Origin of the sequence: Pseudomonas sp. RIT778 (genome assembly GCF_019718735.1) — a bacterium.
Taxonomy (GTDB): domain Bacteria; phylum Pseudomonadota; class Gammaproteobacteria; order Pseudomonadales; family Pseudomonadaceae; genus Aquipseudomonas; species Aquipseudomonas aphyarum.
In genome coordinates this window covers 98,579-125,354 of record NZ_JAIHBA010000005.1, presented here as the reverse complement: position 1 = coordinate 125,354, position 26,776 = coordinate 98,579, and the positions used below count along the sequence as shown (strand labels likewise).

19 protein-coding genes are annotated in these 26,776 nt (G+C 61.4%); 5 read left to right on the top strand and 14 right to left on the bottom strand.

Features of this window, described 5'->3' with window-relative positions:
* Nucleotides 1-26: 26 nt before the first annotated feature.
* Genes K5E37_RS04515 through K5E37_RS04505 form a run of 3 tightly spaced genes read right to left on the bottom strand, consistent with a single transcriptional unit; the run spans nt 27 to nt 3,096 of the window.
* The gene (locus K5E37_RS04515) at nt 27-893 is read right to left on the bottom strand and encodes a carbohydrate ABC transporter permease (protein WP_007951487.1); all 867 of its coding nucleotides are present in this window, start codon (nt 891-893) and stop codon (nt 27-29) included.
* On the bottom strand, nt 890-2,002 hold the full coding sequence (locus K5E37_RS04510) for an ABC transporter ATP-binding protein (RefSeq protein ID WP_221533226.1): 1,113 nt from the start codon (nt 2,000-2,002) through the stop codon (nt 890-892). Before K5E37_RS04510 ends, K5E37_RS04515 begins: the two co-directional genes overlap by 4 nt.
* Nucleotides 2,002-3,096, bottom strand: coding sequence for an ABC transporter ATP-binding protein (locus K5E37_RS04505; RefSeq protein WP_221533225.1), 1,095 nt, complete (start codon nt 3,094-3,096; stop codon nt 2,002-2,004). The genes K5E37_RS04510 and K5E37_RS04505 overlap by 1 nt, the downstream gene beginning before the upstream one ends.
* 270 nt (nt 3,097-3,366) lie before the next feature.
* Here K5E37_RS04505 and K5E37_RS04500 point away from each other — a divergent pair, with 270 nt between their 5' ends.
* Nucleotides 3,367-5,232, top strand: a complete 1,866-nt coding sequence (locus K5E37_RS04500) for a sigma-54-dependent Fis family transcriptional regulator (protein WP_221533224.1) — start codon at nt 3,367-3,369, stop codon at nt 5,230-5,232.
* A gap of 174 nt (nt 5,233-5,406) precedes the next feature.
* Here the strand turns inward: K5E37_RS04500 and K5E37_RS04495 are convergent, their stop codons facing one another.
* The 3 genes from K5E37_RS04495 to K5E37_RS04485 form a co-directional block, all read right to left on the bottom strand.
* A complete protein-coding gene (locus K5E37_RS04495; RefSeq protein WP_221533223.1) occupies nt 5,407-6,624 on the bottom strand; it encodes an MFS transporter in 1,218 nt (405 codons plus the stop codon).
* Between the two features lie 288 nt (nt 6,625-6,912).
* Nucleotides 6,913-8,295, bottom strand: coding sequence for a cysteine--tRNA ligase (cysS, locus tag K5E37_RS04490; protein ID WP_085690018.1), 1,383 nt, complete (start codon nt 8,293-8,295; stop codon nt 6,913-6,915).
* A 20-nt stretch (nt 8,296-8,315) separates the two neighbouring features.
* The gene (locus tag K5E37_RS04485) at nt 8,316-10,016 is read right to left on the bottom strand and encodes a glutamine--tRNA ligase/YqeY domain fusion protein (RefSeq protein ID WP_007951493.1); all 1,701 of its coding nucleotides are present in this window, start codon (nt 10,014-10,016) and stop codon (nt 8,316-8,318) included.
* Between the two features lie 250 nt (nt 10,017-10,266).
* Between K5E37_RS04485 and K5E37_RS04480 the strand changes: the two genes are divergently transcribed.
* Together K5E37_RS04480 and lpxH are read left to right on the top strand one after the other, a co-directional pair.
* Complete coding sequence (locus K5E37_RS04480; RefSeq protein ID WP_007951494.1) at nt 10,267-10,773, top strand: peptidylprolyl isomerase; 507 nt, start codon at nt 10,267-10,269, stop codon at nt 10,771-10,773.
* Entirely contained in the window at nt 10,770-11,525 is a 756-nt protein-coding gene (gene lpxH, locus K5E37_RS04475; RefSeq protein WP_221533222.1) for a UDP-2,3-diacylglucosamine diphosphatase, read from the top strand. Before K5E37_RS04480 ends, lpxH begins: the two co-directional genes overlap by 4 nt.
* Nucleotides 11,526-11,642: 117 nt before the next feature.
* On the opposite strand, the gene K5E37_RS04470 is transcribed toward lpxH, so the two are convergent.
* The 8 genes from K5E37_RS04470 to K5E37_RS04435 all read right to left on the bottom strand — a co-directional run bounded on the left by K5E37_RS04470 (nt 11,643) and on the right by K5E37_RS04435 (nt 24,293).
* The gene (locus tag K5E37_RS04470; protein ID WP_127798761.1) at nt 11,643-13,172 is read right to left on the bottom strand and encodes a DHA2 family efflux MFS transporter permease subunit; all 1,530 of its coding nucleotides are present in this window, start codon (nt 13,170-13,172) and stop codon (nt 11,643-11,645) included.
* 167 nt (nt 13,173-13,339) lie between these two features.
* On the bottom strand, nt 13,340-14,542 hold the full coding sequence (locus tag K5E37_RS04465) for an efflux RND transporter periplasmic adaptor subunit (protein ID WP_221533221.1): 1,203 nt from the start codon (nt 14,540-14,542) through the stop codon (nt 13,340-13,342).
* A gap of 15 nt (nt 14,543-14,557) precedes the next feature.
* Nucleotides 14,558-16,027, bottom strand: a complete 1,470-nt coding sequence (locus K5E37_RS04460) for an efflux transporter outer membrane subunit (RefSeq protein WP_221533220.1) — start codon at nt 16,025-16,027, stop codon at nt 14,558-14,560.
* A complete protein-coding gene (locus tag K5E37_RS04455) occupies nt 16,017-16,499 on the bottom strand; it encodes a MarR family winged helix-turn-helix transcriptional regulator (protein ID WP_085608360.1) in 483 nt (160 codons plus the stop codon). The genes K5E37_RS04460 and K5E37_RS04455 overlap by 11 nt, the downstream gene beginning before the upstream one ends.
* 238 nt (nt 16,500-16,737) lie before the next feature.
* Entirely contained in the window at nt 16,738-18,060 is a 1,323-nt protein-coding gene (locus K5E37_RS04450; RefSeq protein ID WP_221533219.1) for a DUF308 domain-containing protein, read from the bottom strand.
* 117 nt (nt 18,061-18,177) lie between these two features.
* Nucleotides 18,178-21,852 carry a translocation/assembly module TamB domain-containing protein gene (locus K5E37_RS04445; protein ID WP_221533218.1) on the bottom strand — a complete coding sequence of 1,225 codons (3,675 nt, stop codon included), beginning with the start codon at nt 21,850-21,852 and terminating at the stop codon, nt 18,178-18,180.
* On the bottom strand, nt 21,849-23,576 hold the full coding sequence (locus K5E37_RS04440) for an autotransporter assembly complex family protein (RefSeq protein ID WP_221533217.1): 1,728 nt from the start codon (nt 23,574-23,576) through the stop codon (nt 21,849-21,851). Before K5E37_RS04440 ends, K5E37_RS04445 begins: the two co-directional genes overlap by 4 nt.
* A 66-nt stretch (nt 23,577-23,642) precedes the next feature.
* A complete protein-coding gene (locus tag K5E37_RS04435; protein ID WP_007951503.1) occupies nt 23,643-24,293 on the bottom strand; it encodes an N-acetyltransferase in 651 nt (216 codons plus the stop codon).
* A gap of 174 nt (nt 24,294-24,467) precedes the next feature.
* Here K5E37_RS04435 and xthA point away from each other — a divergent pair, with 174 nt between their 5' ends.
* The gene (xthA, locus tag K5E37_RS04430; protein WP_007951504.1) at nt 24,468-25,280 is read left to right on the top strand and encodes an exodeoxyribonuclease III; all 813 of its coding nucleotides are present in this window, start codon (nt 24,468-24,470) and stop codon (nt 25,278-25,280) included.
* A 115-nt stretch (nt 25,281-25,395) separates the two neighbouring features.
* The gene (locus K5E37_RS04425; protein WP_221533216.1) at nt 25,396-26,730 is read left to right on the top strand and encodes a substrate-binding domain-containing protein; all 1,335 of its coding nucleotides are present in this window, start codon (nt 25,396-25,398) and stop codon (nt 26,728-26,730) included.
* Nucleotides 26,731-26,776: the final 46 nt, after the last annotated feature.

Sequence of the window (26,776 nt, the reverse complement as noted above, 5' to 3'; positions counted from 1 at the left end):
GTAAGACGTTTGCTCATGGCCGGGCCTCAGCGGTTGGCATCGTTGTGGGTCATGGCGGTATAGAACAGCCAGGACACCAGCAGGATGATCAGGAAGTACACCAGCGAGAATGCCGCCGCCGGCCCCAGGTCGAATTGGCCTACGGCCATCTGGGTCAGGGTCTGACTCAGAAAGGTCGTCGAGTTGCCCGGCCCGCCGCCGGTGAGCACGAACGGCTCGGTGTAGATCATGAAGCTGTCCATGAAGCGCAGCATCACCGCGATCAGCAGCACGCTCTTCAACTTCGGTAACTGAATGTGCCGGAACACGGCCCAGGCCGAGGCCCGGTCGATGCGCGCGGCCTGGTAATACACATCGGGAATCGCCCGCAACCCGGAGAAACACAACAGTGCCACCAGCGAAGTCCAGTGCCAGACGTCCATCACCAGCACGGTGACCCAGGCGTCCATGGTGTTGGCCGCGTAGTTGTAGCTGATGCCCATGGCGTTGAGACTCGACCCGAGCAGGCCGATATCGGCGCGGCCGAAAATCTGCCAGATAGTGCCGACCACGTTCCATGGAATCAGCAGCGGGATCGCCAGCACGATTAGCACCACCGACGACCAGCGGCCCTTGGTCGGCATGGTCAGGGCAATGGCGATGCCGAGCGGAATTTCGATCAGCAGCACACACGCCGAGTAAATGAACTGGCGCAGCAACGAATCATGCAGACGCGGATCAAGCAGTACCTGCTTGTACCAGTCGGCACCGACGAAGTAGCGGCTGGACTGGTCGAAGATGTCCTGCACCGAATAGTTGACCACGGTCATCATCGGGATCACTGCACTGAAGGCCACCAGCAGGAACACCGGCAACACCAGCCACCAGGCCTTGTTGTTCTGCACCTTGTTCATGGCTGTACCTCGCTGTCGGTGGCATCCAGCAGAAATTCGTCGGCGTAGACCATCAGCCACTGCGCCGGAAAACTGATGTACGCCGTGCCCTGCGGCACCGGTTTGTCCTCGGCCAGACGCACTTTCAGCGGCGCGCCGTCCAGATCCAGAGTCATGATCTTGTAGGTGCCGAGGTCTTCGATGTGTACGACCCGTGCCTGCATCGCGTCATCGAACGGCTCGTCCCACACATGAATGAACTCGGGGCGGATGCCGACCTTCAGATTTTTCCACTGACCGTGTTCGATATGGCGCTGCAAGCCGTCGGAGAGCGGCAGGTGGGTTGAGTTGAAACCGACCCCGCCCGGTTGCGGCTGCACTTCGATCAGGTTCATCCCCGGGCTGCCGATGAAGTAGCCGACAAAGGTGTGGCTCGGCCGCTCGAACAATTCCCGTGGGGTGCCGAACTGGACGATCTGGCCGCCGTACATCACCGCAATCTTGTCGGCGAAGGTCGAAGCCTCCAGTTGATCGTGGGTGACGTAGACCATGGTGATGTTGAACTGCTCGTGGATCTGCTTGAGCTTGCGCCGCAGCTTCCATTTCAGGTGCGGGTCGATCACCGTCAGCGGCTCGTCGAACAGGATCGCCGATACGTCATCGCGCACCAGACCACGGCCCATGGAGACTTTCTGCTTTTCGTCGGCGGTGAGGTTGCGCGCCTTTTTGCTCAGCAGGTTTTGCAGATCAAGGACTTCGGCGATTTCCTGCACCTTGCTGTGTACTTTCGCCTCGGCCAGGCCCTGATTGCGCAAGGGAAAGGCCAGGTTGTCGAACACGGTCATGGTGTCGTAGACCACCGGGAACTGGAACACCTGGGCGATGTTGCGCTTCTCCGGGGTCAGGTCGTTGACCGCTTTGCCGTCGAACAGCACATGGCCCTGGGACGGGCTGAGCAGACCGGAAATGATGTTGAGCAAGGTCGACTTGCCGCAACCCGAAGGGCCGAGCAAGGCATAGGCGCCGCCCTGCTCCCAGATGTGGTCCATCTCGCGGATCGCGTAATCCTCGGGCCCGCTCGGGGTTTTGCTGTAGCTGTGGGCGAGGTGCTGCAAACGGATTTCGGCCATCAGGCAACCCTCGCGACGCGCCGGCCCGGTGCCTGCACCAGACGGCCCTGCGCATCGAACACAAACAGTTTATGGGTCGGGATATAGATGCGGATCGGCGCATCGACGTCGTATTCGTGAACCCCCGGCAAGTGCAGAACCAGCAGGAAATGCTCGTTGCGCACGTGCAGGAAGGTTTCCGAACCGCTGATCTCCGCCACCTCGACGGTCACCGCCAGTTCCAGGTCGTCATCGTTACTCGGCACCAGCGAGATGTGGCTCGGGCGCACACCAAAACGGAACTCGCCCTCGCCCACCGGCCGCAGATCGACGTTCAACGGAAAGTGTACGAAGTTGGCGAAACTCACTTCGTTGCCGGCAATACGTCCCGGCATCAGGTTGATCGGTGGCTCGGAGAACAATTCGGCGGCCAGCACCGTTTGCGGCTGGTGATAGACCTCGGTCGACGGCCCGCTCTGGATCACCCGGCCTTCATGAAGAATGGTGGTGGTGCCGCCCAGCGCCAGCGCTTCGTTGGGCTCGGTGGTGGCGTAGATGGCGATGGTGTGGCGCGCCTTGAACAGCTCGCGCATTTCCTGGCGCAGCTCTTCGCGCAGCTTGTAGTCGAGGTTGACCAGCGGCTCGTCGAACAGAATCAGTTCGGCATCCTTGACCAGCGCCCGGGCCATGGCCGTGCGCTGCTGCTGGCCGCCGGAGAGTTCCAGCGGATAACGCTGCAGAAACTTCTCGATGCGCAGCATCTTCGCGGTTTCCTGCACCTTGCTCTGGATCTGCTCGTTGGAGATCCCGGCCTGGCGCAGCGGCGACGCGATGTTCTCGAACACCGTCATGGTCGGGTAATTGATGAACTGCTGATAGACCATCGACACGTTGCGCAAACGCACCGGGCGCTGGGTGACGTCGACGCCGTTCATCAGGATGCGGCCGCTGTCGGGCTTGTCCAGACCGGCCATCAGACGCATCAGACTGGTCTTGCCGGACAGCGTGCGCCCGAGCAAAACGTTGAAGGATCCAGGTTCGAATTTCAGGCTCGCATCGTCGATCCAGGTCTGGCCCTCGACGGTACGGCTGACGTGCTCCAGGGTGAGTGACATGGCTCGGCCTTTTTATTATTGGAGTCAAGCGACCTGTGCTGTAGAGCGACATTCGTGCCAGAAACGGCAAGCTGTTGATTTACCGCAAAATTCGCTGGAGGCCACGCGAACCGGGGTTCGTAGCTGAACACAAGTGAACAGTCGCGACTGAACAATTGAACAGTCGGGCGATTGACAATGAACAATAGTGAACAACACTCTATGGATGCTTTTTGCTCGTCGAGCGAGCCATAACAAAAACAACAAAGCACCCTTCAGAGACTGCCAATCATGGCCGCACCTGCCCCGCCGCTTTCCCATGACGCCATCGTCCAGGACTCCTGGTCCCGTTGCCGCGCCTTCGGTCTCAATCATCAAAGCGCCCCGGCCTTCGATCAGTTGCCCGCTGCCGGCATCGCGCAGTTGCTCGACCGCCATCATTCACTGGTGCAGACCACTCACCAGGAAGTGCTGCCGTATTACGAGAACATCCTGAGCAACTCCAACTGCCTGATCATGCTGGCCGACAATCAGGGCCAGGTGCTGACGTCCTGGGGCACCCAGCGCTTTATCGAGCCGAACCTGGCGCGTGGTTTTCAGGCGGGCGCCAGTTGGGTCGAGCGCGCCAGCGGCACCAACGCCATCGGCACCGCGCTGGCCTGCGAGCAGGCGGTGCACATTGAACACGATGAACACTTTCTCAAGGCCAACCGCTTCATGACCGGTTCCGCCGCGCCGATTTTCGATGCCGAGCGCAAGGTCATCGCCGTACTCGATGTGTCCAGCGACAGTTATCTGCCGCCCTCGCACACCCTCGGCATGGTCAAGATGATGAGCCAGACCGTGGAGAACCGGCTGATCCTCAACCTGTTCCATGGCCAGCACTTTCAACTGACCTTCAACACCGGGTTGAACAATCTCGACAGCCAGTGGGCCGGGCTGCTGATCTTTGATGAGAGCGGTCAGGTGCTGTCGGCCAACCGCCGGGCCGACAATCTGTTGGGTGTGCGCTTGTCGCGGGTCAGCGTTGAAAGCCTGTTCAAGGTGTCGTTGCTGGAGTTGATCAATCAGCCGGACGGTTTGCCGTTTGCCTTGCAGACCTCCGGGCGCAATCGTTTCCAGTGTTTGTTGAAACGGCCTAAACAGGCGCCGATTCAGGCGCGCGTCTTCACTGAAACAAGAACCGCTGAAGCCAGAACAGCCGAACCGAAAGTCGCCGTTCCGACGGCCATCAGCCTGAGCACGTTGCACTTCGGCGATAGCCGCGTGGAAAAAGCCGTGCGTCAGGCCGAGCGTTTGCTGGAAAAGGACATTCCGCTGCTGATTCACGGGGAAACCGGGGTCGGCAAGGAAGTCTTCGTCAAGGCCCTGCATCAGGCCAGCTCCCGTAGCAAACAGGCGTTCATCGCCGTCAACTGCGCGGCAATCCCCGCCGAACTGGTGGAATCAGAGCTGTTCGGCTACGAGAAAGGCGCGTTCACCGGTGCCAACCAGAAAGGCAGCATCGGGCTGATCCGCAAGGCCGACAAAGGTACGCTGTTCCTCGATGAAATCGGCGACATGCCGCTGCCGACCCAGGCCCGCCTGTTGCGGGTGTTGCAGGAGCGTTGCGTGCAACCGGTGGGCAGCAGCGAGCTGTTTCCGGTGGATCTGCGGATCATCTCCGCCACCAACCGTTCACTCAGGGAACAGGTGCAACTGGGGCGATTTCGCGAAGACTTGTACTACCGCATCGGCGGCTTGACCTTGGAACTGCCTCCGTTACGCGAGCGCAGCGACAAGCAGGCGCTGTTCAAGCGGTTGTGGGAACAACATCGCGAGCCGTCGCAGTGGGCGGGATTGAGTCGTGAGGTTCTGGAGCTGTTCGAGCGGCATCCATGGCCGGGCAATCTGCGACAGGTCAGCAGCGTGATGCAGGTGGCGCTGGCGATGGCCGAGGAACAACCGATTCGGCCCGAGCATTTGCCGGACGATTTTTTTGTCGATCTGGAGATGGAGCCGGTCGAAGTGGCCGAGCCATTGGGCATCGACCTGAACGATGCCGAGGCGTTGAACCGGGAGTTGCAGCTGGCCGGGGGCAATATTTCCCACCTGGCGCGTCGGTTGGGGGTGAGCCGCAATACCCTATACAAGCGATTGCGACAGATTGAAGGTTGAGTCAACCCCTTCCCCTCACCCCAGCCCTCTCCCCCAGGAGAGGGAGCCGACCGAGGTGTCTTGCGTTTTACATCGACCTGAAAAAACCAGTCGATTATGGATTCGGCGCCAATCGTTCAAGTCGGTGTACCTCTCGAACATCCCCCAATCGGTCCCCTCTCCTGGGGGAGAGGGCTAGGGTGAGGGTGAAAAGGCTTGCTCAACAGGTGCAGCCGATGCCGCCGCCAACGTCCGCAGGCCCATCAGCACCACAACCATCATCATCAGACCTGCGGCTATCGCAACGCCGAACCCTGCCCGCGCGCCCCAAGCATCAATCACCAGCCCCGCCAGCATGCCGCCCAGCGCCACGCCGATGCTGATCCCGGTGGTCATCCACGTCAGCCCTTCGGTCATCCTTGCCGCCGGGATGATGATCGTCCCCAGCTTCATGACCACCACCATGGTCGGCGCAAACGAGATGCCGGCGATAAACAACATGGCGGACAGGACATAAACGTCCGGTGAGAACACCGGCAATACGCCGGTGACTGCCGTGACCAAGATCCCGATAAAGAACTGTTTTTCAATCGCCAGCGAAACCCGCAGCGCGCCGAAGGTCAGGCCCGCCACCAGCGAGCCGAACGCATAGGCGGCGAGGATAAAGGTGGCAGCCGATGGCCAGCCCTGGGCATTGGCGAAGGCTACAACGGCGACATCGATCGACCCGCCGATGGCCCCCATCGCCAGCAGCGCGAGGACAATGGTGCGAACACCGGGAATCAGCAGGGTTGATCCGCTGTTTTTCCGGTTGCCCGCCACCACTTTCGGTTCGGTCTGACGCTGCATGAGAAACGCCGTCACGCCGACGGCCAGCAGCCCCACCGCCACCAGCGGCCCGGCCTCCGCAAAGAAACTCACGCTCAAACCGATCGCCAGTGGCGGGCCGATGATGTAAGCCAGTTCGGTGAGGACCGTGTCCAGCGAGAACGCAGTGTGCAGTTGCGGCTTGCCACGAAACAGCTGCGTCCAGCGTGCGCGGATCATGGACGGCATGCTCGGCATCGTCCCCGCCAGTGCCGCCAGTACAAAAAACAACGCGGCGGGCGCCCTCAGATGCACGGCAACAATCAGCGCCAGCAACATGACGATGCTGAAAACCGTGACGACGGGCAGCACGCGGCTCTGACCCCGCTGATCAACCTGTTTCGAGATGCGCGGGCCGAGCAGCGCGTTGGCCAGAGTAAACGTGCCGGCGACTGCGCCGGCCAGCCAGTAAACGCCGGTCTGCTGCACCAGCATGGTGATGATGCCGATGCCGATCATTGCCTGGGGCAGTCGGGCGATAGAGCTCGCGAGGATCAGCCCGGTGGCGCCGGGTGTCGATACCAGCTCGCGATAGTGATTAGCCATGATTCCTCCCTTCCGGATTCGTCGCTGATGAGCATCCTGCCGCGTGCGCTATCAAGACCTATGCGAATACCAAAAGCAATCACACATTGTCTGGATCGTTCCCGCGCTCCGCGTGGGAATGCAGCCCGGGACGCTCCGCGTCCCATGCCGAAGCGGACGCGGAGCGTCCATTGAGGCATTCCCACGCGGACGGTTCGACGCCTCGACGTGGGAACGATCAACCCGGAGTAAGCAGCAGAAAAACAAAAACCCGCACAAGGCGGGTTTTGTTTGTAGCAGGCGCAGCAATCAGTCAGCCAGACGCCAGGTCGTGCCGCCCTTGCCGTCCTCCAGCACCACGCCCATGGCGGTGAGCTGGTCGCGGATGCGGTCGGATTCGGCCCAGTCCTTGCCGGCACGTGCCGCCAGACGCGCAGCGATCAACGCCTCGACTTCAGCTGCATCGACACGCCCTTCGGCGCCGGCCTGCAGGAAGTCATCGGCTTCGAGCTGCAACACACCCAGCACGCTGGCCAGTTCTTTCAGGCGCGCTGCCAGACCGGCCGCCGCATCGAGATCGCTCTCGCGCAGACGGTTGATCTCACGGACCATCTCGAACAGCACCGCGCAGGCTTCCGGCGTGCCGAAGTCGTCGTTCATCACCGTGGTGAAACGCTCGACGAACGCTTCGCCGCCCGCCGGTGCCACGTTCGGCAGGCCTTTCAACGCGTGGTAGAAACGCTCCAGTGCGCCCTTGGCGTCCTTGAGGTTGTCTTCCGAATAGTTGATCGCGCTGCGGTAGTGGCTGGACACCAGCAGGTAACGCACGACTTCCGGGTGGTACTTGTCGAGCACGTCGCGAATGGTGAAGAAGTTGTTCAAGGACTTGGACATCTTCTCGCCATTGATACGGATCATGCCGCAATGCATCCACGCGTTGGCGTAGGTTTTGCCGGTGGCCGCTTCGCTCTGGGCGATTTCGTTTTCGTGGTGCGGGAACTCGAGGTCGCTGCCGCCGCCATGAATGTCGAAGGTCTCGCCGAGGCAGCAGGTGGACATCACCGAGCACTCGATGTGCCAGCCCGGACGCCCGGCGCCCCATGGCGACTCCCAGCTCGGCTCGCCCGGCTTGACGCCTTTCCAGAGCACGAAGTCCAGCGGATCTTCCTTGGCTTCGTCGACCTCGATCCGCGCACCGATGCGCAGGTCTTCGATCTTCTTGCGCGAGAGCTTGCCGTAGCCCATGAACTTGCCGACGCGGTAGTACACGTCGCCATTGCCCGGGGCGTAGGCGTAACCCTTGTCGATCAGGGTCTGGATCATCGCGTGCATGCCCGGAATGTGATCCGTGGCGCGCGGCTCCATGTCCGGCTTCTTGATGTTCAGGCGCGCTTCGTCTTCGTGCATCGCGGCGATCATGCGCTCGGTCAACGCTTCGAACGACTCGCCGTTCTCGTTGGCCCGGTTGATGATCTTGTCGTCGATGTCGGTGATGTTGCGCACGTAGGTCAGGTCATAACCGCTGAACCGCAACCAGCGGGTCACCAGGTCGAACGCGACCATGCTGCGGCCATGGCCCAGGTGGCAGTAGTCGTACACGGTCATCCCGCAGACGTACATGCGCACCTTGTTGCCATCCAGCGGCTTGAAGACTTCTTTGCTCTTGGTGAGCGTGTTGTAGATCGTAAGCACGGTGTTTCCTTAAGACTTGATCACTGGCCCCACGAATCGCGCAGGGTCACGGTACGGTTGAATACCGGCTGGCCTGGTTTCGAGTCCTTGATATCCGCGACGAAGTAGCCTTCGCGCTCGAACTGGAAACGGTCTTCCGGCTGTGCGTTGCCCAGCGAGGGTTCAGCACGACAACCGGTCAGCACTTGCAGTGAGTCAGGGTTGATGTTGTCCAGGAAACTCGCGCTGTCTTCGGCCTTTTCCGGGTTCGGAGAACGGAACAGGCGATCGTACAGACGCACTTCGCACTCGATGCTGGCAGCGGCCGGCACCCAGTGGATCACGCCCTTGACCTTGCGGCCTTCAGGGTTCTTGCCCAGGGTGTCCGGATCGTAGGAGCAACGCAGCTCGACGATGTTGCCGTCGGCGTCCTTGATCGCTTCGTCGGCTCGGATCACGTAGCTGCCGCGCAGACGCACTTCGCCGTTCGGCTCCAGGCGCTTGTAGCCTTTTGGCGGCTCTTCCATGAAGTCATCGCGGTCGATGTAGATTTCACGGGCGAACGGCAGCTGGCGCACGCCGAGTTCTTCTTTCTGCGGATGACGCGGCAATTCGAGGTTGTCGACCTGATCTTCCGGGTAGTTGGTGATCACGACTTTCAACGGACGCAGCACGCACATGGCGCGCGGGGCGTTCGCGTCGAGGTCCTGACGGATGCTGAACTCGAGCATGCCGAAGTCGACCACGCCGTCGGAACGGTTGGTGCCGATCATGTCGCAGAAGTTGCGGATCGACGCCGGGGTGTAGCCACGGCGGCGGAAGCCCGACAGCGTCGACATGCGCGGATCGTCCCAGCCGTTGACGTGCTTCTCGTCAACCAGCTGCTTGAGCTTGCGCTTGCTGGTGATGGTGTAGTTGAGATTCAGGCGGCTGAACTCGTACTGACGCGGGTGCGCCGGCACTGGCAGTGCGTCGAGGAACCACTCGTACAGCGGACGATGGCTTTCGAACTCCAGGGTGCAGATCGAGTGGGTGATGCCTTCGATGGCGTCCGACTGACCGTGGGTGAAGTCGTAGTTCGGGTAGATGCACCACTTGTCACCGGTCTGGTGGTGATGGGCGTGGCGGATGCGGTACATGATCGGGTCGCGCAGGTTCATGTTCGGCGAGGCCATGTCGATCTTGGCGCGCAGCACGCGGGCACCGTCCGGGAACTCACCGGCGCGCATGCGGGCGAACCAGTCCAGGTTCTCTTCCACCGAACGGTCGCGGAACGGGCTGTTCTTGCCAGGCTCGGTCAGGCTGCCGCGGTATTCCTTGGCTTGCTCGGGCGTCAGGTCGTCGACGTAGGCCTTGCCGGCCTTGATCAGCTCGACGGCCCAGTCGTGCAGCTGGTCGAAGTATTGCGAGGCGTAGCGCACTTCGCCGGACCATTCGAAGCCCAGCCATTTGACGTCGCTTTCGATCGCGTCGATGTATTCCTGGTCTTCCTTGGCCGGGTTGGTGTCGTCGAAACGCAGGTGGGTAACGCCGCCGAACTCCTGGGCCAGGCCGAAGTTCACACAGATCGACTTGGCGTGGCCGATGTGCAGGTAGCCGTTGGGCTCAGGCGGGAAACGGGTGACGATCTGCGTGTGCTTACCCGAGTCCAGGTCCGCCTGGATGATCGGGCGCAGGAAATTGACCGGCGTAACGGGGCCGGTCTTGGAATTCGAGGTAGGGTCGACAGTGGGCTTGCTCATAGGATCCTTGAACGTACAGTGCGCGGCCGGGACACGGGCCTGACAAAACAAAGCCGCTATCATAGCCGATGCTGTCAAGCCCCTGACAGAGCAGGGCTTAAAAGGAATGCATTTAATCGCCGGGTTTTGAAAAACAGCCTCGAAATTCGCGCCTGTCACGCTAAACTGCGCACCTTGGCCCTCACGGGCTGAACCGGTAAAGGGCGCAAATGTCCCAATACCCACGAATTCCTTATAAAGAGTAGCGATCATGACCCAAGTAAAACTGACCACCAACTTCGGTGACATCGTCATCGAACTGAACGCTGAAAAAGCCCCGATCACCGTGGCCAACTTCATCGAGTACGTTAAAAAGGGTCACTACGAGAACGTCGTGTTCCACCGCGTCATCAAAGGTTTCATGATCCAGGGCGGCGGTTTCGAGCCAGGCATGAAAGAAAAGAAAGACAAGAGCCCGAGCATCCAGAACGAAGCCGACAACGGCCTGAAGAACGAGAAGTACACCCTGGCCATGGCTCGCACCATGGATCCGCATTCGGCCTCGGCACAGTTCTTCATCAACGCCACCGACAACAGCTTCCTCAACCACACCTCCAAGACCGCTCAGGGCTGGGGTTATGCCGTGTTCGGTAAAGTGGTTGCGGGCACCGACGTTGTCGACAAGATCGAAGGCGTTTCCACCACGTCCAAGGCAGGCCACCAGGACGTACCAGCAGACGACGTGATCATCGAGAAAGCCGAGATCATCGAAGCGTGATATTGCTGATTTCAGACTTGCATCTGGAAGAGGAGCGCCCGGACATTACCCGGGCGTTTCTGGATTTGCTCGCCGGACGCGCCCGCTCGGCGAGTGCGTTGTACATTCTGGGCGACTTTTTCGAGGCGTGGATTGGCGACGACGCCATGACCCCCTTCCAGCGTTCCATCTGCCAGGCCCTGCGCGAACTCAGCGACAGCGGCACGGCCATTTTTCTGATGCACGGCAATCGCGACTTCATGCTCGGCAAGGCCTTCTGCAAAGAGGCCGGCTGCACGCTGTTGAAGGATCCGAGTGTCGTGCAGTTTTACGGCGAACCGGTGCTGCTGATGCACGGCGACAGCCTGTGCACCCGCGACGAAGCCTATATGAAGCTGCGCCGCTACCTGCGCAACCCGATCAGCCTGTTCATCCTGCGTAACCTCCCCTTGCGCACCCGCCACAAGCTTGCGCGCAAGTTGCGCAGCGAAAGCCGGGCGCAGACGCGGATGAAGGCCAATGACATCGTCGATGTCACGCCGGAGGAAATTCCGCGGATCATGCAGGAATACGGGGTGAAAACCCTGATTCACGGGCACACCCATCGCCCGGCGATCCACAAGTTGCAGATCGGCGATCAGGCGGCGAAGCGGATTGTGCTGGGGGATTGGGATCGTCAGGGTTGGGCGTTGCAGGTGGATGAGAACGGGTTTGCGTTGGCGCCGTTTGATTTTGCACCGCCGCCGGCACTGCCCGCCCCTGCCACCGCCTGATCGTTCCCACGCTCTGCGTGGGAATGCATCAATGGACGCTCCGCGTCCGCTTGGGCATGGGACGCGGAGCGTCCCGGGCTGCATTCCCACGCGGAGCGTGGGAACGATCTGGCGACGTTAGTGACCGCTGGCGGCCGGGCCTGCCTTGGCTGCGAATGGCGGCTTGGCCAGCCACACAATCAGAATCAACCCCATAAACCCCCATCCCAGCAGCGTGAAGTAATCCACTGTGGAGAGCATGTACGCCTGACTGGTGAGGATCTGATCCATCTGCGCATAGGCCGATTGGCTCGCGCCACCCAGCGAATGCAAGGTCTCGCGAGTCGCTGGCTCGAAGGTGCTGATGCTCTCGCTCATATAGGCATGATGCTGATCCGCCCGGCGAATCCAGATCCACGTAGTCAACGACGCCGCAAAGCTGCCGCCCAATGTCCGCAGGAACGTCGCCAGACCCGCGCCATCGGCAATCTGGCTCGGCGGCAAGTCCGACATCAGAATGCTCAGAGTCGGCATGAAGAACAGCGCCACGCCAATCCCCATGAACAGCTGCACCAGAGCGATATGCTGGAAGTCCACCTCGTTGGTGAACTCGGCACGCATGAAGCAGCTCAGGCCGATCGCCAGGAACGCCAGCCCGGCCAGCAGGCGCAGGTCGAACTTGTGCGCGTACTTGCCGACAAACGGTGACAGCAGCACCGGCAGAATGCCGATCGGTGCCACCGCCAAACCGGCCCAGGTCGCGGTGTAGCCCATCTGGGTCTGCAACCATTGCGGCAGGATCAGGTTGATGCCGAAGAACCCGGCGTAACCCAACACCAGCACCAGCGTGCCGATGCGGAAGTTGCGGTGGGCGAACAGCCGCAGGTTGACCACCGGATGCTGGTCGGTCATTTCCCAGATCACGAACACCGCCAGCGCGATCACCGAAATTGCCGCGCCGATGATGATGAAGTTCGACTCGAACCAGTCCAGGTCATTGCCTTTGTCGAGGATCACCTGCAACGCGCCCACGCCGATGATCAGCGTGATCAGCCCGACATAATCCATCGGCTGATGACTGGTGACCACCGGGCGTTTGGCCAGTTGCTGGCGCACCACCATCACCGCGAAGATCCCGATCGGCACGTTGATAAAGAAGATCCACGGCCAACTGTAACTGTCAGTGATCCAGCCGCCGAGGATCGGCCCCGCAATGGGCGCCACCACCGTGACCATCGCCAGCAACGCCAGGGCCATGCCCCGCCTCGCCGGCGGATAAACCGCGATCAGCAGCGTCTGGGTCATCGGGTACAACGGCCCGGCCACCAGGCCTTGCAGCACGCGGAAGCCGATCAGTTCCGGCATCGAAGTGGAAATACCGCAGAGGAACGAAGCCAGCACAAACAGAATGGTCGCCCACAGAAACAGCTTCACCTCGCCGAAGCGACGGCTCAGCCAGCCGGTGAGCGGCAGCGCGATGGCGTTGCTCACGGCGAACGAGGTGATGACCCAGGTGCCCTGCTCCGAACTCACGCCGAGGTTGCCGGAAATGGTCGGCAACGCCACGTTGGCGATGGTGGTGTCGAGCACCTGCATGAAGGTTGCCAGCGACAGGCCGATGGTGCTGAGCAACAGGCTGGGCGGCGAAAAAGAGGCGTTATTGCTCATCGCGAATCCTTTGGAACCTGATTGACGCTGCGTCCGTTAATGACGCAGCCGCCCTTGTGGGAGCGAGCCTGCTCGCGAAGACGGCGGTTCAGCCAACAAAACTGTTGAATTGAAAATCGCAATCGTCGGAACGCCGCCCGGAGCAAGCTCGCTCCCACAGGATGGGATCAGCGTTGCGCGGTCTTGCTGACCGCCGCGCTGTTGTCGTGGATCAACTGGGTGATCATCGCGTCGGCTTCGGCCAGTTGGCGGTCGTAGACGTTGGTGCTGAACGAGGCCTTTTGCGGCGGCTGCTGGGCCAGTACCGGGCCACTCTGGTCGTGCAGGTTGACCTCGACATTGGTCGACAGACCGACGCGCAGCGGGTGTTTGGCCAGCTCTTCGGCGTTGACGTGAATCCGTACCGGCACACGCTGTACGATCTTGATCCAGTTACCGGTGGCGTTCTGCGCCGGCAACAGGGCGAACGCGCTGCCGGTGCCAGCGCCGAGGCTGTCGATGGTGCCGCTGAACTTCACGTCGCTGCCGTAGATGTCCGATTCGATCTCCACCGGTTGGCCGATGCGCATGTCACGCAGCTGGGTTTCCTTGAAGTTGGCGTCGATCCACAGTTGATCCAGCGGAATCACCGCCATCAGCGCGGTGCCCGGCTGCACACGCTGGCCGAGTTGCACGGTGCGTTTGGCGACATAACCGGTGACCGGTGCGATCAAAGTGCTGCGAGCATTGGTCAGGTAGGCCTGGCGCAGTTGCGCAGCGGCGGCCATCACGTCGGGATGCGACGAGACCACGGTGTCATCGACCAGCGCGCTGGTGGTTTTCAGCTGCTGTTTGGCGTTGGCCAGGGCGTTCTGCGCCGAGGTCAGGTCATCGCGAGCGTGGGACAGTTCCTCCTGGGAAATCGCCCCGCCGGCCGCGAGGTTTTTCCGGCGGTTGAAGTTGTCCTGGGCTTTTTGCACTTCGGCCTGTTGCGCATTGACCTGGGCCTTCATGCCGTCGACGTTGCTGTACAGGCCGCGAACCTGGCGCACGGTGCGGGCCAGATTGGCCTTGGCACTTTGCAGGCCGACTTCGGCGTCGTTCGGGTCGAAGTTGATCAGCACCTGGCCTTCGTGAACCAGATCGCCATCGTCAGCGCCGATGCTGACCACGGTGCCGGTCACCAGCGGGGTGATTTCCACCACGTTGCCGTTGACGTAGGCGTCGTCGGTGCTTTCGCTCCAGCGCCCGATGAATTCGTGATACGCCCAGACGCCGGCACCGGCGAGGGCAACCACAACGGCCAGCACCAGCAGCATCACCTTGCGTTTGCGCGGGTTGCCAGTCTCCTGGGCGTTGTCTTGAGCTTGTGTGTTTTCGGCAGTGGCCATGACAAATACCTTGAATTAGTTGTGCGGCATGGCTGGGGTGGCGTTGGCTGCGGTCAGGGTTTGCCCCTGGAAGCCGCCGCCCAGCGCTTGCATCAGTTGAATCGACAGGTCGATCTGCTCGGCATTCAGGTTCGCCAGCTGACGCTGGGCCTGCAGCAATTGCTGCTCGATGCTGAGCACGTCCAGGTAGTTGCCGATGCCGGAACCGTAACGCTGGACGACGGTGTTGTAAGAATCCTGGGCAATCTCGGTCGCGTGCTGCTGGGCGCCGATCTGCCGGCCGATGTCACGCAACTGGTTGATCGTGTCGCTGACATCGCCCAGGGCTTTCACCAGGCTTTTGTTGTACTGCGCCACGGCGAGGTCGTAATCGGCGTCGCGGGCATCGAGGTTGGCGCGCAGGCGTCCGCCATCGAAGATCGGCACCGAAATCGTCGGGGCAATGTTGAAGAAGCGACTGGCGGAACCGAACATCGCGTCCCCCAACAAGGATTCGGCACCGGCGGAAGCCGACAGGTTCAAGTTGGGATAGAAGCGGGTCTTGGCCGAATCGATGTCCTTGCTCGCCGCCTCGACACGCCAGCGCGCCGCGACCAGATCCGGGCGACGGCCCAGCAGTTCGGCCGGCAGCACCGATGGCAGTGCGACAGCGCTGGCTTGCAGGACTTTCGGCCGGGCAATTTCGTTGCCGCGATCCGGGCCTTTGCCGAGCAGTACGGCCAGGGCGATTTTGGCGCTGTTCAGGCGTTTTTCAGCGTCGATCAGGCTGGCTTCGGAGCTGGCTTCCAGACTTTGGGTCTGCTGGAACTGGTACTGGCTGTCGATCCCCGAGCTCAAACGACGCTGGCTCAGGTCGAGCATCTGTTTGGTGCGCTTCAAATCTTCGTTGGCCAGGTCATAAACGATGTGCGCCTGACCCAGATCGCTATAGGCCCGGGCCACGTCGGCGGCAAGGGTCAGTTGCGCGGCCTGACGGTCGACTTCGGCGGCACGGGCCTGACCGAGTGCGGCTTCCCAGGCGTCACGCTGGCCGCCCCACAGGTCGAAGTTGTAATTGAAGCCGGCGCTGATGTTGCGCACGGTGGAGTAAGCCCCACCCTGCCCCAACGGATCCTGATCCCGGGCCAGACGCGAACGGCTGATGCCGGCGCTGGCGTCGAGGGTCGGATAACGCTCGGCATCGGCGGCGTACGCGGCGGCGCTGGCCTGATGGGCGCGGGCGTCGGCGATCTGCATGTCCGGGCTGTCTTTCAGGGCTTCGCGGATCAGACCGTCGAGTTGCGGATCGCCGAGGCTGGTCCACCAGTCGCTCTTCGGCCAGGCGGCCTGGGACAGGGTGACGCCGTTGAGCGATTGCCCGGTCTGCAGGGTTTTCGCATCGAGGCTGGCGCCCTGGGTATCGAGGCCACTGTAGTTGGCGCAACCGGCGAGGATCATCGCCGACAGCACCAGTGTCAGGCTGCTGCGCAAGGTTTTACCGCTCATTGTGTTCACCTAACCGCTGGATGGTGATCGGGTCACCGGCTGCCAGCAAAATTTTCTTGAGGATGTATTCCAGGGTTTTCAACTCGTCCGGGGTCACGGCGCCGGCCAGTTCATTCATGGCGTCGGCGCCGATGTGCGGCAGGCGATCGGCCAGTTGCTGGCCCTGCTCGGTGAGTTTGAGTTGCACCTGACGGCGATCGCCTTCGCTGCGTTGGCGAACCAGAAAACCTTTCTGCTCCAGACGATCGAGCATGCGGGTCATCGAACCGCTGTCCAGCGACAGGTGCCGGCACAGCTCGGCCGGGGTGTCGACGCCGAACTGGGCCATGATGATCAACACCTTGAACTGCGCGGCGGTGATGCCGTGGGGTTCCATGTGGGTGTCGATGATCTTGTCCTTGAGCAAGGCGGCACGGCCGAGCAACAGGCCGAGATGGCAATGCTTGAATTCGTCGGGGGTGAAATGCTTCATGTGCTCACCTAATAACTGCCTAGGCAGTGAATGTATGTCGAGATGTTACTGCCTAGGCAGCGAATGTCAACGTAATAGTTAGGTTGCTTTGTAATTAGTTGACCAGTGGGCTGGGTTTCTCTGTCGTCCGTGCAGACTCCATCGCGAGCTGGCTCGCTCCCACAGGGCATCTCACGCATACACGAATCAATGTGGGAGCGAGCCAGCTCGCGAAGGCAGCGACTCGGTGAAGAGCCGTTCAGGATTTGTCGGAGGGGTGATTCATCGGTGGTGGCTGAAGGGGATGGACTTCACGCCCGCGCAACGCAGTTGCCACATAACCGCAGGCACGCCTGGCTCCTGCGTAAATACCGTGCCAGCCCGGCGGTGCCGGCTCGATGGCGGCATGCAACGCCCGCGCATAATCGAGCACCAGGCCGGGCGTCCAGGCCATGGCCTCGGCGCGCTTGCGCACTTGAGCTGCGACCCAGAATTCGGGGCTGATGATGACCCGGGCAAAATCCAGCATGCTCGAATGCCCCCGGTTCATCGCGCCCTCAAGGGCTGCCTCAAGGCTGTGCGCAACGGCACTCGAACAGTTGCGACTGGTGAGGTTGTAGGTGGTGTTCTGCCGATAATCCGCCCAGAACGCCTGAAGCCGTGCCGCATCGTAATGCACGAAACTGACCTGAACCGACGACGGGCACCAGTCGGCAACTTCGCTCGCGTAGTCCGGCAGAAACCGCCCCGCCACATCGTTGTTCGGCGTGGCCCGCAGCAAGCGCACGAAATCCCCCGCCGAGCGATCGATATCGTCCAGCGGGTAATGGCTGATGTAGATGTCCGGCCCACATTCCAGTGCCGCGTGGCCGGCGGAAATGACGCCGTTGATATCGACCGCCGCGATGTAACGATTGAGCAACCGATTGCGCACCAGGGTGTCTTCAACGGTGCCGCTGGGTGTCCAGACATGGATCACCATTGCGCCATTATCTGCAGGGGCATGAACCGGAGGAGGCGTCACCGGCGACGGTCTGTTCTTGAATCGCAATGCCTGCTGCAACAAGGCACAGCCCGAAAGAAAGATGCTCATGCCGATGCAGAACGGCACCGTCCCCTTGTAGAGGCTCGGATACGGTTCGAGGATGAACACGCCAAAGCCGATCTCGAACAGCGCCACCAGCAGTGACATTCGCCAACCGACAAAGCGCACCACCACCGCAGCCGCCAGCCGAAAACCGCCATCGAGCAGAAAAGCCGCACCGAACAGCACCGCGAGAATCACACCGGCAGCATGCTGTCGGTCGACGATCAGCAGCCCCAGCAGCAAAAACACCAGACCCCGCGCCTTGTGCAAAGCCGCCGCCGTACCGGTTTTCGGGGCCGGCACCAGCAGAATGATCAGGGCTTCGAGTAACAACAGATAGCCGAACACATGCAGCGGGAAATACAGAACGCCGTCCAGCGCATCGATGAAAATGGCCACGCCGGCCGCGCCCCAGACAACGCCGGTCAATGCCAGAGCGGACCAGCGCCGACGGACAAAATCGTGACCGAGCAAGACCATACTCAAACGAACCATTGGCGCCCCCGGGGCGTTTCGGGCAGCCGCAAACGGCGCCCTTCAAGCTGCGGTCAGTCTAATACATCCAGAAAAAGCCGGATCGTGCTGACACGATCCGGCCAGGGGGAACGCGGGCTAGAAATCCCGCTTGTAGAAGATGTCCAGCGAACTGGCCACGCCGCTGGCGGCTTCGAGGTAGACCTTTTTGCTCAGCTTGTAGCGCAAGGCGATGGTATTGGCCGGCTCGAACACGCCGACGCCGTAACGCAGACTGAGTTTCTCGGAAATATTGCCGCTGGCCACCACGCTGGTGGTGTTGCCGCTGCCCTGGGTGTCGAGCTGGAAGTCCTGAATGCCCAGATCACTGGCCAGACTGCTGGTGACCCCGGAACTGCCCATCAGACCCAGACCGAGCGCCGCTTGCGCGAGCATGTTGTTGTCTTCGCCGGTAGTGCTCAGCGGACGCCCCAGCACCAGATAGGACAGCGCCTGTTCCTGACTCATCGCCGGTTCCGAGAAGATCTGCGTGGTCGGCTGCTCGGCGCTGCCGCTCAGGCGGATACCGGCGATCACATCATCGGTCTGGCGAATCGCTTCGATGTCCAGATACGGCTGATCGATCGGACCGGCGAACAGCAGACGCGCGCGACGTACCGTCAGGCGCTGACCGTAGGCGCGGTATTTGCCGTCGTTGAGCCACAGCTCGCCACGGGTGTCCATGTTGTCACCGATGTGCACGTGGCCTTGCAGGTTGGCGGTCAGGCCGAATCCGGCGAAGCTCAACTTGTCCTGGCCGACCACCACGTCGATGTCCATCTTCATGGCCAGCGGCGGCTTGCCCTCTTCGGTCTGCGCGCCGACGATGATCGTGTCATCGGAGACTTTGACCGTTGATGGCGGCAGTTCGCGCACGGTGATTTCGCCTTTGGGCACCAGCACCTTGCCGGCAATCGCCAGCTCATCGCCGGCCATGGAAATCTTCAGGTCCGGCGCCACTTCAAGCTTGGCGTAGGGCTCGACCGTCACCGGCAATTGCGTGCCCTTGAGCGCCAGATCCACCACCAGCGCCTGACCCCAGGCGATGTTGCCGTTCAGACTGCCCTGCCCGCTCTTGCCGCTTTTCCAGCCGCCGTTCAATTGCACGGCTTCACCGGCGATCACCGCTTGCAGTTGCAGCGCCTGCAACTCCAGCGGCAATTCCGGGCCGGACACTTCGCCGTCGCTGAGCTGCACCGTGCCGTTGACCAGCGGCGCGAGCAGCCCGCCGGAAATCGTGCCGCTGCCGTTCAGGCGCCCGGTGAGTTTCTCGACCATCGGCACAAACGGCCGCGCCACCGACAAGTCCAGTCCGCTGAGGCGGAATGAACCGCTGAGCGGCTTGTTCTTCGGCAGCGGATTGATCTGCGCCTGCACCATCAACTCGCCGAGCTTGCCGCCGACGAAGTTGAGATCAGTGTCGATGCGCTTGGGCGTGAGTTTGCTGGTGAGCTTGAGGGTCTGGTACGGGAAGTCCAGCCACTGATCCTTTTCCTTCATGCGCAAGGTGCCGCCGCTGGCATCCACGCTGATCTGGCCGTTCGGGCCGCTGGCCGGCAGGTCCAGTTGCAGGTCGGCGTTGAGCTTGCCCTGCCAGGTGAAATCCTTCGGCAGCCACTGCGCCAGGCTTTCGATCGGGAACTGCTTGAGGTGATAACGCAGCTTCGGCTCCGGCATCAGGCGCTGGTCTTCACCGCACAGGCTGGCATTGCCGGACATCCAGCAATGGGCGCCGAAGTTGATCTTGCCGTCGGCCAGACGCTCGAGTTTCGCCGGATTTTGCAGCTTCCAGTCCTGACCGCCGGCCTGAATGTCGCCGCTGGCCAGACGCCCGCGCCAGTTGCCTTTGTCCAGATTGCCGTCCAGGCCCAACGCCAGTTTCAGCTTCGGCCCGAGCAAGTCGAGATTGAGCTTCTGGCTTTTGATATCGCCCTGGGCGCTGGCGGTCAGGGTGCCCAGCGACGTATCGCCGGCCTGGATGCCGCTGCCCTTGAGGTCGATTTTCGCCCGTTGCGCGCTGTCGAGGGTGGCGTCGAGGTTGAGGCTTTGCAGGCGATTGTCCTGGAACGCCAGTTGCGAACCTTGCAGGCCGAGCTTGCCCTGCGGCGCCTTGAGCGTACCGGCGACATCGACCCGACCGTTGATCTGCCCGCGCAGTTGCGGCCAGAGCTGGGCCAGACGCGCCAGTTTGATGTCGATCTGCCCGGTGAGTTTTTGTTGCAGGCTGCCCTTGCCGTTGATGCTGTTGTCGCCGAGGCGGATTTGCAGGGCATTCAGATTCCATTGCTCGCCAGCCCCGTCGGCCTTGGCTTGCAGCACCGCCGGTTGCCCGCGCAGTTTGCCTTTCAGATCGAGATCGGCATTCAGGCTCAGGCGCTCGTTCTTCATTTCGCCTTTGCTTTTCAACGGGCCGGCCAGGGTGCCCGGCAACTCCGCGACCCAATACGCCGGGTTGAGCGCCGACAGTTCCAGCGCGGTGTCCCAGGCAATGCCATCGGCGAACTGCACGTTCACATGGCCTTCGGCCTTGCCCTGCCCGGCTTCGAGTTTCAGTTGTGGCAGGAAAATCTGCTTGAGATTGCCGCTGAACGGACTGCTCAGGGTGAACGCCCCCGCTGGGCCATCTGCGGCGGCGGCGAAGTTACCGAGGTACTGACCGTCGGTGTAGGAGACTTCGCCCGTGAAGGTACGCAACGTGACCTGCGGCTCGTCGATCTCCGGATAGAGCCGGTGCCACGGAAATTCCAGCCAGTTGATATTGGCCTGGGCGCTGAGGCCTTTGCTCCAGTCAACATTGCCGGTCAGCTTGAGGCTTTGCTTGTCGTTGGCTGTCAGGTCGAGGCCGGCAATCTGCGCACCCTTGGCGTCGACCTTGCCTTTGAGCAGCAACGCCACCGGGCCTTTTTCGGCAGGCAGTGTCGCATTGCCGAGGAGTTGGTAACCGTTTTTCAGGTCGCCTTCGCCGGTCAATACCAGTTGATTGAATTGCAGCGTGTCCGGCAGATCCGCACTCGGCTTGAACGCCTCCGAGGTGATCCGCACTTTGGCCGGCAGGTTTTCCGCCAACGGTTGCAGATCGCCGCTCAACTGGCCGTCGAGGTAACCACGGCTGTCGGCGTGCAGGTTTAGGGTCTTGAGCAGATCGCCGTCGACTTTGAGTGCCAGCGTCCATGGGCCGGTGCCCGGAGATGGCAGGGTCAGATCGCCGGCGATGTTCAGCGGCCAGTTGCCGGTCGGTTGCAGCAGGCCGGACAGATTCAGGCTCAGGTCGTCGCGTTGCAGTTTCACACTGTCGATCTGCATGCCCTTGGCGGTCCAGTGCGCCGCCAGTTGCAGGCCTTTCAACTCTTCACTGCCGTTGAACAACAGGCTGCCGACCTGCACGTCGCCCAGCTCGATGGCCACGGGCAATTGCAGATCAGGAAGTTTGATCGGGCCGCTTTCGGTGACTTCTTCGCTCGGCGGGAATTGCAGGCTGACGGTATCGGCCTTGAGCTGTTCGATGCACAGGGTCATTCGCGTCAGGCACAGCGGCGACCATTCGAAGATCGGTTTGCTCAGTTCGACGCGACTGCTGTCCTGCTGCCACAGCAGATGATCGGCGCTCCACTGCCCGCCGAGGCGACCCTGGAAATCGTCGACGCTCAGGCCCGGCACCAGACCCAGCACCCAACGGCTGCCGGCCTGCGTTCCGAGCACAGCGGTGATGCTCAATACAATTAGCAGCACCAGCGACAACAACGCCAGCGCCGATATTTTCAAACCACGCTTCACAGCTCAGGCCCCATGGAAAAGTGCAGCCGGATGCCGCCATCGTCGTCCAGCGCGTGGGCCAGGTCGAGGCGGATCGGCCCCACCGGCGAGACCCAGCGCACACCGATACCGACCCCGGTCTTGAGGTTCGGCAGTTCGAGTTTGTTGAAGGAGTTGCCCTGATCGACGAAGGTCGCGATCCGCCATTTTTCAGCGATCGAGTATTGATACTCGACGCTGCCGGCAATCATGTAGCGCCCGCCGATGCGGTCGCCCTCGGAGTTCTCCGGGGACAGGCTCTGATAGTCGTAACCACGCACGCTCTGATCGCCACCGGCGAAGAAGCGCAGCGACGGCGGCACCGATTTGTAGCCGTTGGTGGCGCTGCCGCCGACCTGCACCCGACCGAGCAGACGGTGCTTGTCGAATACGGTGGTCAGGCCTTTGACCAGCGCTGTGCCGTAAACCAGGTTGTTGTCCGAGCCGAGGCCTTCTTTCGCAACCTTGCTTTCGAAGGTCAGGCGATAGCCATTGTGCGGGTCGATGCGGTTGTCGCTCTTGAGGTAGGAATAGCTGACGCCGGGCATCAGCAAGGTGCTCAGACCGGAGTCGTCGCCGAGCTGGTATTCCTCGCGCTGCCATTTCAGCGAGATCACCCGCTGCCAGCCGCTCGGCAATTTGCTGTGCCATTCCGGGCCGAAGGTCAGCAGCTTGCTCAAGGTGTCGGAACCGTCGATGTCCTCGTATTGATAACCGCCGGCCCAGCGCAGTTTGTCGGTCAGCGGCGGGTCCAGCGGAATGTCGTAGAACAGGCCGACGTTTTGTCGTGGCGCCGACAGTTCAGCCTCCCAGCCATAACTGTCGCCCTGCGGGTTGACCCAGTGGCGGGTCCAGTTGGCCTTGATTCGCGGGCCGACGTCAGTGGAATAACCAAGACCCAGGCCCATGGTGCGCGGCTTGCGGGTGTCGAGTTTGACGTCCACCGGGATCACGTCGTTTTTCGCGGCGGTCGGCGCGGCGTCGACCCGCACGCCTTCGAAGTAGCCGCTCGATTGCAGGTCGCGGTTGAGTTCGGCGATCAGCTCGGAGTCATACGGCTCGCCGGCCTTGAACGGCACCATGCGTTGCAGCAGGTCTTCGTCGAACGGGGTGTCGCCCTCGAAACTGACTTTGCCCAGCGCATAACGCGGGCCGCTTTCGTAGATCAGTTCGACGTCGGCGACCCCGGCGCGTGGATCGACCATCAATTTCTGGCTGGTGAAACGGCCACTGAAGAAGCCATAACGCGAGGCCTGATTCTGGATCAGGCGCTTGGCGTCCTCGTAACGCCCATGGTTGAGCACCGCGCCGGGCTTGAGCACGTCACTTTTCGGGACTCGAAAGGATTTGAGGGAGGCCGCCGGGCCGTCAACACGCATGGTCACGTTGCGCAGGCGAATCGGCTCGCCGGGATCGATGTTCAGCACCAGACGCGGTTTTTCGCCGCCCTTGACGTCACTTTCGATCTGCGGCTGGTAATAACCCAAGGCCTGGGCGGCCTTGCGCGCCTGTTCTTCGGCGCCGCGACTGAAGCGCTGCAAGGCTTCTTCGTCACGATCGCCGAGGCTGCCGATATAGCCTTCTATATTGGCTTTCAGTTCATCGTTGGACGGTTTGATCCGCACATCCAATTCACTTTGCGCCAGCGCCGCGCAGCTGGTTAACAGCATGAGCACGCCACTGGTAAATCTTCCTGGAAACTTCATAGGCGCGGATGCTATCACGGGCTTGGGAGCGTGATAGAACAGGAAATTTCCCAAAAAGTTCGATGGTCATCCCGTTGCTGTTTGTAACACCTGCGGGTTGGCGTGGAAAAACACGTGCTCGCGCACCGGGCCGACGGCCACTTCGCCGATTTCCTCGTAACCCTGACGCTTGTAGAACTCCAGATAACGCGGGTTGCCGGTATCGAGGATCACGCCTTGGGAGCTTTCGTCCACTGCGCACCAGTTGTGCACCGCTTGCAGCAGCTGTTCGCCGAAATGCTTGCCCTGAAATTGCGGATGCACGCCGAGCAGCGGCAGCATGTGCACCGAGTCGGTCGGCACGCAGGCCTCAACGGCGGCGTGATACTCCAGATAACGCCGGGTGCAACGGAAACCGGTGCTCAGCACCATGCGCAAACGCCAGGCCCAACTCTCGGTAACACCCAGGCGCCGTTGCGGCGGCGCGATCAGGGCGATGCCGATCAAGCGGTCGTTGACCAACAGGCCGATGGCCGGCAGATCCTGCAAAAAATGCTGTTTGACCAGCTCCCGCACCGTGGCGCGCACCCGCTGCTCGTAACCCGGACGCTCGGCTTCGAACAGGTAAGCGAAGGTCGGCTCGTGGCGATAAGCCTGATAAAGAAGGGATCGCGCTTCCCGGGAATAGCCGCGGTCGAGCATATGAATGTCGGCGATGGCGGTTTGGGTTTCAGGCATGACGGTGATTCTCCCTGGACGGGACTCAACAGGCCCCGTTCTTGTTATACGAGCCTTGGGCTGAAGGGATCGTTCCCACACCCGAAAGACATTAGCAGCGCATATGGACTACCGCCACGCTGGCCCAGATCCTACATGTCAGCTAGCATCGCCCTTTTGCCAGGACTGCCGACCATGAAGATCGTTTCCTTCAACATCAACGGACTGCGGGCCCGTCCGCATCAGCTGGCGGCGCTGATCGAAAAGCATCAGCCGGACGTCATCGGCCTGCAGGAAACCAAGGTCCACGACGACCAGTTCCCGCTGGAAGAAGTGCGGGCCCTGGGGTATCACGTGTATTTCCACGGCCAGAAAGGCCATTACGGCGTTGCCCTGCTCTCGCGCCAGGAGCCGATTGCCATTCATAAAGGTTTTGCCACCGATGAAGAAGACGCGCAGCGGCGCTTCATCTGGGGCACTTTCGCCGACGCCAACGGCGTGCCGGTGACGATCATGAACGGCTATTTCCCACAGGGCGAAAGTCGCGACCACCCGACCAAGTTCCCCGCCAAGCAGCGTTTCTACAGCGATCTGCAAGCGCTGCTGGAAAGCCAGTTCCACAATGAACAACCGCTGGTGGTGATGGGCGACGTCAACATCTCCCCGGAAGACAGCGACATCGGCATCGGCCCGGACAACATGAAGCGCTGGCTGAAAACCGGTAAGTGCAGCTTCCTGCCGGAAGAGCGCGAGTGGATGGCCCGCCTGAAAAACTGGGGCCTGACCGACAGCTATCGTCACCTGAACCCGGACGTGACCGACATGTTCAGCTGGTTCGACTACCGCAGCCGTGGTTTTGAAGACGAGCCGAAGCGTGGTCTGCGCATCGATGTGATTCTGGCGTCCCATGGTTTGCTGCCACGGGTAAAAGCCGCCGGCGTGGACTATGAACTGCGCGGGATGGAAAAGCCTTCGGACCATGCGCCGATCTGGCTTGAGTTGAGCTGACCCGCTTGAAGCAGAAGATCACAGCCGACGGTTGTGATCTTCTGCCCTGTCATCTTTCAGCAACCTCACTGACTTAATCTCCCCGGCAATCCCCTTGGCTGCAATCGGTGCCGGCATGACCCTGCGTGTTCTGTTCGTCTTTCTCCTGAGCGCCTGGCTGCAGGTTGGGTTTGCGGCGTTGCCCATTCCCGAGAACGGCCCGGTATTGCGCATCCAGGGTTCCAACACCATCGGCGCGGCGCTCGGCCCGGCGCTGGTTGAAGGCCTGCTTCAAGATCAGGGACTGTTGAAAGTCCACAGCGAAACCCCGGACACCGCCAACGAACAACGGGTCGTCGGCCTGACAGCCCAAGGCCAAAGAGTCGTGGTAGAAATCGCCGCCCACGGTTCGAGCACCGGATTCACTGCGCTCAAGAACGCCAGCGCAGATCTGGCCGCCTCGTCGCGCCCGATCAAGGACAGCGAACTGCTGAACCTGCAAGGCCGGGGCGATCTGAAAAGCCCCGACGCCGAGCAAATCATCGCCATCGATGGCCTTGCAATCATCCTCCATCCCGACAATCCGCTGAATCAACTGAACACCGAACAACTGGCGCGAATCTTCAGCGGCGAGGCGAAGACGTGGGAAGACGTCGGCGGCAAGGGTGGGACGATTCATTTATATGCGCGGGATGATCAGTCCGGCACCTACGACACGTTCAAGGAACTTGTCCTCAGCCGTCGTGGGAAATCCCTGAGCAATGCCGCGAAACGGTTTGAATCCAGCGAGCAGTTGTCCGACGCCGTCAGTGCCGATCCGCAGGCCATCGGTTTCATCGGCCTGCCCTATGTGCGTCAGGCCAAGGCCGTGGCGATTGTTGACGGCCAATCCCAGGCGATGCTGCCGCTCGCCAGCCTGATTGCCACCGAAGACTATCCGCTGTCGCGGCGGCTGTTCCTCTATCTGCCGCCCGACAGCAACAATCCGTGGGCCAAGGCGTTGGTGGAGTTTGCGCAGAGCCGTCGGGGTCAGACGATTGTCGCGGCCAACGGTTTTATCGCCCAGACCGTGCAGGCCATCGCCGTCACGCCGAATGCGCTGATGCCCGAGGGTTATCAATCCCTCAGCCGCCACGCCCAGCGTCTGACCGTGAACTTCCGTTTCGAAGAAGGCAGCGCCAGCCTCGACAACAAGGCCCGCCAGGATCTGGCTCGGGTGTTCGACTATATAAAGCACCACGACAAGACCGACCGCGCGGTAACACTGGTGGGATTCGGCGACGCCAAGGACGACCCGGCGCGGGCGGATTTGCTGTCGAAGCTGCGGGCGATGGCGGTACGGCGGGAACTGGTGAAGAACGGCGTGGTATTGCGCGAAGTGCGCGGGTTTGGCGCGCTGATGCCGGTGGCGACCAACAGCGGGGATGAAGGCAGGATCAAGAATCGGCGGGTTGAGGTTTGGGTTTACTGAATCTGATGTTGATGCGCTGAACGAGCAGGCCCCATCGCGAGCAGGC